The organism is Psychrobacter sp., from assembly GCF_036731945.1.
Lineage (GTDB): Bacteria > Pseudomonadota > Gammaproteobacteria > Pseudomonadales > Moraxellaceae > Psychrobacter.
Window position 1 is genome coordinate 1 of record NZ_DAINDI010000048.1, and the last position, 7328, is coordinate 7328.

The 7328-nt window shown below is 42.3% G+C and carries 6 protein-coding genes and 1 pseudogene; 4 read left to right on the forward strand and 3 right to left on the reverse strand.

From position 1 onward, the window contains the following. The 3 genes from V7D75_RS10295 to V7D75_RS10305 all read right to left on the reverse strand — a co-directional run. Positions 1-1542 (reverse strand): HAMP domain-containing sensor histidine kinase (locus V7D75_RS10295; RefSeq protein ID WP_333614491.1); only part of this gene is annotated, 1542 nt, incomplete at its 3' end. Between the two features lie 97 nt (positions 1543-1639). Further along, positions 1640-2362 carry a response regulator transcription factor gene (locus tag V7D75_RS10300; protein ID WP_068403530.1) on the reverse strand — a complete coding sequence of 241 codons (723 nt, stop codon included), beginning with the start codon at positions 2360-2362 and terminating at the stop codon, positions 1640-1642. 267 nt (positions 2363-2629) lie between these two features. Continuing rightward, positions 2630-3841: an efflux RND transporter periplasmic adaptor subunit gene (locus tag V7D75_RS10305; protein ID WP_333614492.1), complete on the reverse strand. Its 1212-nt coding sequence runs from the start codon at positions 3839-3841 to the stop codon at positions 2630-2632. A gap of 950 nt (positions 3842-4791) precedes the next feature. Here V7D75_RS10305 and pilG point away from each other — a divergent pair. The 4 genes and pseudogenes from pilG to V7D75_RS10325 form a co-directional block, all read left to right on the forward strand. Further along, entirely contained in the window at positions 4792-5169 is a 378-nt protein-coding gene (pilG, locus tag V7D75_RS10310; RefSeq protein WP_045453505.1) for a twitching motility response regulator PilG, read from the forward strand. A 207-nt stretch (positions 5170-5376) separates the two neighbouring features. Next, positions 5377-5739 (forward strand): response regulator, encoded by a 363-nt coding sequence (locus V7D75_RS10315; protein ID WP_068403521.1) that lies wholly within the window; start codon positions 5377-5379, stop codon positions 5737-5739. Positions 5740-5742: 3 nt separating this feature from the next. Next, positions 5743-6273 carry a chemotaxis protein CheW gene (locus tag V7D75_RS10320; RefSeq protein ID WP_333614493.1) on the forward strand — a complete coding sequence of 177 codons (531 nt, stop codon included), beginning with the start codon at positions 5743-5745 and terminating at the stop codon, positions 6271-6273. Positions 6274-6521: 248 nt separating this feature from the next. Then, positions 6522-7328 (forward strand): annotated as a pseudogene (locus V7D75_RS10325) (methyl-accepting chemotaxis protein); the annotation flags it as partial.

Consider the following 7328-nt stretch of genomic DNA (forward strand, 5'->3'; position numbering starts at 1 on the left):
ATTGTTTAGCTCATTAGATGAGTCAATAGTTTTTGCCGTCAATGATTTATCAGTATCTGTGCTGTTATCACTATTCGTGTTGCCACCAATCTCAGCGTCCGCAGTGATACTTTCACCATTTTTATAAATCACTGGCGCCGGTAATAACGCTGCGGTCGATGCTTCATCCGTCGACGTTAAGGTTGAGGTGCCTTTATTATCGCTAGGAACGATATTATCGTGAGGAACAGTGGCGTCATCATTTGGTTGAGCTTTTTGACTGGTTTCAAGCGCATGGTTGCTATCAGGCGCTTCTTCATCATAAGAATCAAAGTCTGAGCTGTTGTAATCGACAAAGCTGCTGCACAGTATGGTTTGCAAAAGATAATCAGGAATAGCGTCAGCTTCATCTAGAGTTTGCACACCGTAAAGTAATACCGTAACGGGTGGTTTGCCGTGCAGCATAGCATTGGTCAATAGGTTACGAATTAAGTGGGTCAGCATCGACGATTGGCCATCAATGACGATATGCTCGCCAATCAAGGTTGCTTCAGGATAATGCTGGCGCTCTTGGTTTACTAAATCATATAAGTCTAAATGCTCAACTTGTTGTAGCGCGTGTCCAGCATCTAAACGACTGACCAACAAAATACTCTCGACCAAGTCGTTTAATCCAGACAAATCGCGATTGATAGCTTGGGCGCGCTTATCAAATTTTTCTTTGGTATCACTCGGCAAGGCCCCTGCCAGCATATCCATCATCTCAATCTGTAAGCGAATACGGGTGATGGGCGTACGCAGCTCATGCGAGGCGTGCGCCAATAGCAGATTATTGGCATTAATTAGGTGTTCAATTTTTTGTGCCGCTTGGTTAAAGCCGCGCGCAAGCGATGCAATCTCATCATTACCGCGGGCATTGACTCGCACCGTAAAGTCGCCGTCGCCCAATTGCGCCATTTGTTGGCTCATCTGATTGATACGCCAAGTAATGGTGCGGGCAATCCACCAAAGTACCCCTGCCATGATAAGCAGCAGCAATAGCGTACCAGTAAATAAATTTAAGGCGGCAGAGAGGACAGGTTTTTTAGGCGGCAGGCGTGATTCGTATAATAGCGTATAGCCGGTGCTACTATAAACTTGGGCTTGCTTGGTTGGGGAGGTTTCGGCAAATGAGGGAAAGACGCGCGCTAATAGCGAGGGCGGCGCAGGCAATTCTAATGGCAAATCGCTGTTGTCGCTTTGCATGAGCAAATGACCTTCATTGTCATATAGGCCCATTTTTGCTTGCAGTGATTCATCAAAAATATCAAAGCTTTTCTTGACCACCGCTAGCATAAAGCGCGCTTGTAAGCGGTTGTCTTTACTGACAGCAATATTTAGCTCATGCAAAAATGGGTCAACTTGACCCAAAATTTGCGTGGCCAAGATTTCTGAACGAATACCAGCGTCTTTGTCATGTACCAACTGGGTCAATAACACCATCGCTACCGCAAATAAAATAAGTGCCAGCATGACACTGGCAAATAGTTTGGCAAATACGGAACGAAAACCCAGTTGTTGCATTAAATCATCTCTATTATCAAACGCTTATAACCATTTTATTTTAACAACTTTATTGCAACTATTGCTGAGTTTTATAGCGCTTGATTGCATGTACTAACTATACCTGATCGGTGGCGAACTGATAACCCACACCGCGTACGGTAATGATACGTTTTGGCTGGCGCGGATTGTCTTCGATTAAAGCACGCAAGCGTGAAATATGCACGTCAATGGCGCGATCAATGTTATCCGAGCTGTCATCGTTTGGCATCGCTTGCCATAATTGCTCACGGTTTAATACTTTGCCCGAGTGGGTAGCAAAATAATGCAGCAGCTGAAACTGATGCGTCGTCAAACGGACTGGTTGATCATCGATAGTGACTTCATGACTGTCAGGAAAAACGCTTAAACGCCCAAACGTTAAACTATCAGACTGACTGTCAGCTTGATTTGGCTGTTCATGACGACGAATGACGGCACGAATACGCGCGAGTAATTCGCGTGGCTCAAAGGGTTTGGCAATATAATCATCGGCGCCCATCTCTAGACCTAATACACGGTCTGTAGTATCGCCTTTTGCCGTTAGCATGATAATCGGCACTTTATTGGTCATGTTGTTTTTGTTGCCACGTATCTTCTGACAAACTTGCATGCCATCCATATCAGGCAGCATCAAATCTAGCACCACCAAATCAATATCGCGCTCTTTAGCGTCCAACAAGTCTAAGCCTTCTTGACCCAGCCCTGCATGATGTACATCATAATAGTTCATGGTCAGATAATCGCTGATTAACTCGGCTAAATCTGGATCGTCTTCAATTAGTAAAATTTGCTTGCTCATAATTTTTCCTCTAGTTGTTGTTATAGTTTGTTTAAAATGCTGTTTAAAAATACTGCTTTAAAAGTACCTATCTACCAATGCTATCTTTATAAAACTATTTTTGTAAATAAGCACGCCCTAAATTTTCAATGCCCTTAACTCTTAGTTCATTCTCACTCAAAGCGTAATCCCTATTAGTAGTTTACGCTATATTGCCTAAACAGGATGTTATTAAACAAGATAGGCTTTGTTAATGTTTCTACACAATGTAACTACGAGCTTTGGTGCCTATGAAACCATTGCCTTTTTACCTTCAGATTCCACGGGCAAGTTTGCCAAGCAAATCAAACTGTCATTGGTAATACCGGCAATTAAATATTGTTTGGTCAGCGGGTCATACTCGATAACTTCGACGGGCTGGCGCGTCAAACGCTGGTCTTGTTTGATAATCCAGACATTGGCATGCAAAGGACGCAGCGGCTTATAAGGCGGTTTGTGCAGCACGGTTAGGTCAACATTGTGCAGCGCGCGCTTAGGAACAATGGTTCCAACTTCTATTTGTCCGTAGTCAACGCGCCCAGTCACCTGCATATCAGGTCGTATTTGGTTGCGACTGACTTCATTATCAACCACATTGACATACACCAATAGCTGCTTTGGTAACTCAGTGACTGTCAGCTTACTGACCTGACCGGTAAATTTATCTATCAAGCCTTCCGCCGTGAAGTTAACCGTTTGTCCAACGGAGATTTGTGATTTGGCTTCAATAGGTAAGCTTGCGCTAAAATGCAGCTCGGTCCCATCACTAAGCTTTAGTAGTGGCTGACGCGGTGCGATCTCTTGACCACTTTTGACGTATAGCTTTTCGATATGACCTGCGAAGCTTGCCCGTACCGTTATCAAATTATTCGCCGTTTCTGCATGCTTAGAAGCTTGATTATTGTCTAAGTCATTATTGCTTGCACTAGCAGAATTTTCTTTATCATCCTCATCAGCCTTTTCTACACTGGGTTTTATGTTATCTGAATTCTTAGCAGTGGAATCTTTTGGCGCCGCTTGAGTACTGTTGACGGCAGATGCTTTGGATTCAGTGGCCGCACCTTTATTATCGGCTACTTCACCTTCTACTTCTAAGGAAGTTGCGGCTTGATTATCGGCTTGTTCAGATGACTCTGTTGATTCAATAAGCGCTGCTTGCCGTCGAACGGTGAATAACGGTGCGCCTTTTTCGACCCGTTGATTTTTTTTCACCAACACCTGCTCTACCGTCAATGCTTGGGCAGCAATTAGGTTTACCTGTTTGATAGGCACAATCTCACCTTCTAAGCCAAGGCTCGGCTGATAACGGGTTGGTTTGACGCTTAGGATATGATCAGGGGTCATCGTAATGCTATCAGCACGTATGAGCAGGGGCGTGTCAAAGGCCTCGCTATTTTCAGCTGTGACAGGTTCTGAGGTAGGCGGGGAGGGCTGGCAGGCGATAAGCAGCGCCGCGCTCAAAAGATACGCACTCTTTTTTAATGGGCTAGAAGCTAAAAGTATGGTGCTTGAAAATTTAGCCTTCAAGCGCCTTAAATCTAAAAAACCTGTCATAGCGATTACCCTTGTCAACGAATTTTTATTATATAGGGAATTATGAGGCGGTGAAATGATTACTCTTATTTACTGATTTTGAATGACGAATTTCAGCGTATCTAGGTATCACCCGATAGATAACGCGTAAAAATAAATAGTTAGTGAGTAGCGTAGTTATTGAGAAGAATTTGGCTAGAGTGATGAATTTACAGTTATTTATTTGAACATAAATTCATTAAATGACTGGAAATGCGCTCATAACTATGCTAAAACGAACATAATAAAATATATTGATACATTTTTATGACAAAAGAAAATTATTCGGTAAGGTATGCCCTAATTCTATATAATGTCCAAAATATAACCGCATTAACGATTGTGCAGGTTCCCATTCAAAAGGGCTTATTTCAAAAGAGTTTATATTGAAAGTGCTGATTTAAAGGAATTATTTCCTGCTTAATTATTCCACGTTGCTTTTAACGCCATTTTAACAACGATTATAAAGGCAATTTGGAAGCGGAAGAATTGGAAAATAAGTATTTGCAGTTATGACTGGATGGTACGTTTGCGCAAGCTAGTATTACTATCATAAAGCATCAAAAAAACTTAAAATGCCGTGCAAATGGCTAAGATAATTCGCCGCAAAGTGCGTATAGTGACGGATGATAGTGCGCTATTAACCATGCTTAGTGAATAAGTAGATACTTAGCGTAAAAACTTAGCTATTTATTTTTATACCACAAACGCTCATGGTTTAATGAAGATGACGGCTTATTTACTTGTATTCGTCGCCCAGCCTGCATTAACACCTTAATGTGATCGTTCATATTTATAAATAGTACCCCGAATAAATAGTCATTTATAGGACAGAGATAATGGAAAATAATTTTGATGGTTTAAAAGTGATGGTAATCGATGACTCAAAAACCATTCGCCGTACCGCAGAAACTTTATTGCAAAAAGCGGGTTGTGAAGTCGTCACCGCCATTGATGGTTTCGATGCCTTAGCGAAGATTGTTGATAATAATCCAGATATCATTTTTGTAGATATCATGATGCCACGTTTAGATGGTTATCAGACTTGTGCCTTGATAAAAAATAATCCAGATTATGCGAGCAAACCGGTGATTATGCTGTCATCGAAAGATGGCTTGTTTGATAAAGCCCGCGGCCGCATTGTTGGTTCTGATGAGTATTTGACCAAACCATTTAGTAAAGATGAGCTTTTTGAGGCGATTAACCAGTATCGCTAAATAATCAGTAACGTTAACAGTAGCGCGTTAAAGACCTGCTATAAAAAATATTATAAGCTCGGTTATTCAGGTTAATAGTGAGTGCTTTCTGCTTAATTTTTATCTTGATGTAAATCATATTGGCACTCAATCAATGCGATTTATTTTTAATCGGTTTGTTTTAACAATATATCCTAATGGATATCATCGAAAATAAAGGAAACACCTATGACTACTGTTTTAGTCATTGACGACTCGCCATCTGAGATGGCGAAATTTCGCGACATGCTTTCTAAAAATAACTTTCAAGTATTAGAAGCGAGCAATGGAGAGCAGGGCTGTCAGATGGCCGTCGACCATCTACCAGACGTCATCTTAATGGACGTGGTGATGCCTGAAATGAATGGTTTTCAGGCAACCCGCAAAATTACTCGCGGTAAAACGACTGCTCATATCCCTATTATTATGATCAGTACCAAAAATCAAGAAACCGATAGAGTATGGGGCAAGCGTCAAGGCGCTAAAGAATATATCACCAAACCGATTGATGAAAGTGGTTTGGTCCAGATAATTCGTAAAGTAATGGGGTAGCTTGTGGCATCCAGAGGATTTATTGAGCTGCTGCGTATAGCAGACTTAGCACGCGCGCGCAAAAGTGGTCGCCGCGGCGGCAAGGAGTTTGATTGGCAAGGCGTGGTATTTGAAATTGGCGGTCAGCGTTTGGTGGCACCAATGGGTCAAGTGTCAGAAGTATTGTCCATGCCAGAATATACCAGCTTACCTTTAGTAAAGCCTTGGATGCTCGGCATCGCCAACATCCGCGGGCGCTTGTTGCCGTTAACCGATTTGTCGCGGTTTTTACAAGTACCTAGTCGATTGACGCAAATGAGCCAGCGTAAGGTCATTGTCATAGATCACGATAATGTGTTTTCGGGGCTACTGGTTGATCAGGTGCTTGGTATTGAGCAGTTTACCCAAGACCAATATCGAGCAGAAGCGATTGAACCGAGCTCGCCATTTGCGCCTTATAACCACGGTAAGTTTGTCAAAGATGAGCAAGATTGGTATATATTTATGCCAAGCTTACTGGCACAGGATTTGCAATATACTGATGCTGCCATCTAGTGGTTGTGAGTAACTAGTAATTAGCTGTTTTTTCTAAATATTGATTTTTAGTAAATGCATCAACCTTAATAAACACTTCGATTATTAACGGGGTGTTTGTTAAAGCAAGAAAAGAACAAAGGCTGACATGGTTTAATGAGATGTCAGTATTCATACAGGCTTTGTGAATCACTGTTGTTTTGATGGCAATATGATTTCAGAGTCAGTCACGATACGACTTTGACGATTGTTTGAAAGGAATAGGCACGATGAGTGATGTTATAAACAACCCTGTAGCTGGTACGAATAAAACAACGACAGATGCTAATAGTAAATGGAAGCTGTTATTAGGACTTTGTGCTTTAGTGAGTGTGGCTTGTCTGTTTTGGCTGGTCAATTCATTGTCGTCGGTCAGTCAATATTTAAGCAATTTTAATCAATCAGTCATCTTGCCGGTGATTGTTTTTGTGATAGGTGTACTGGGCGTTTTATTCGCTTTATACCAATTACTCAAACAACGCGGCGGCTCAGAGCGTTTATTGATTGAAAAAGAAACCTTACGCCGTCGTCAAGAAGCAGAAGCGGAGTCTGAGCGCGCGCGCCAAATTCAAGAAGAGAACGAGCGTAACCAGATTGCAATTTTGCGTCTACTAGATGAGTTGGGCGATTTGGCAGATGGTGACTTGACGGTAAACGCGACGGTATCGGAAGATTTTACTGGTGCGATTGCTGACTCTGTTAACTTTGCAATTGACCAATTACGCCAATTGGTACTGGTTATTAATAGTACCGCTGAGCGTGTCTCGCAGTCCTCAGAGCAAACGCAGATGAATGCAGTTGAGCTTGCTGAAGCCTCAGAGCACCAAGCACAAGAAATTGCTGGGGTATCTGCGGCGATTAATGAGATGACGGTCTCGATTGACCAAGTGTCAAATAACGCTTCAGAGTCAGCGACGGTTGCACAGCGTTCGGTTGCCATTGCTTATAACGGTGCGGAAGTTGTACAGCGCTCGATAGAAGGTATGAACGTGATTCGCGATCAGATTCAAGAAACCTCAAAACGTATCAAGCGTCTC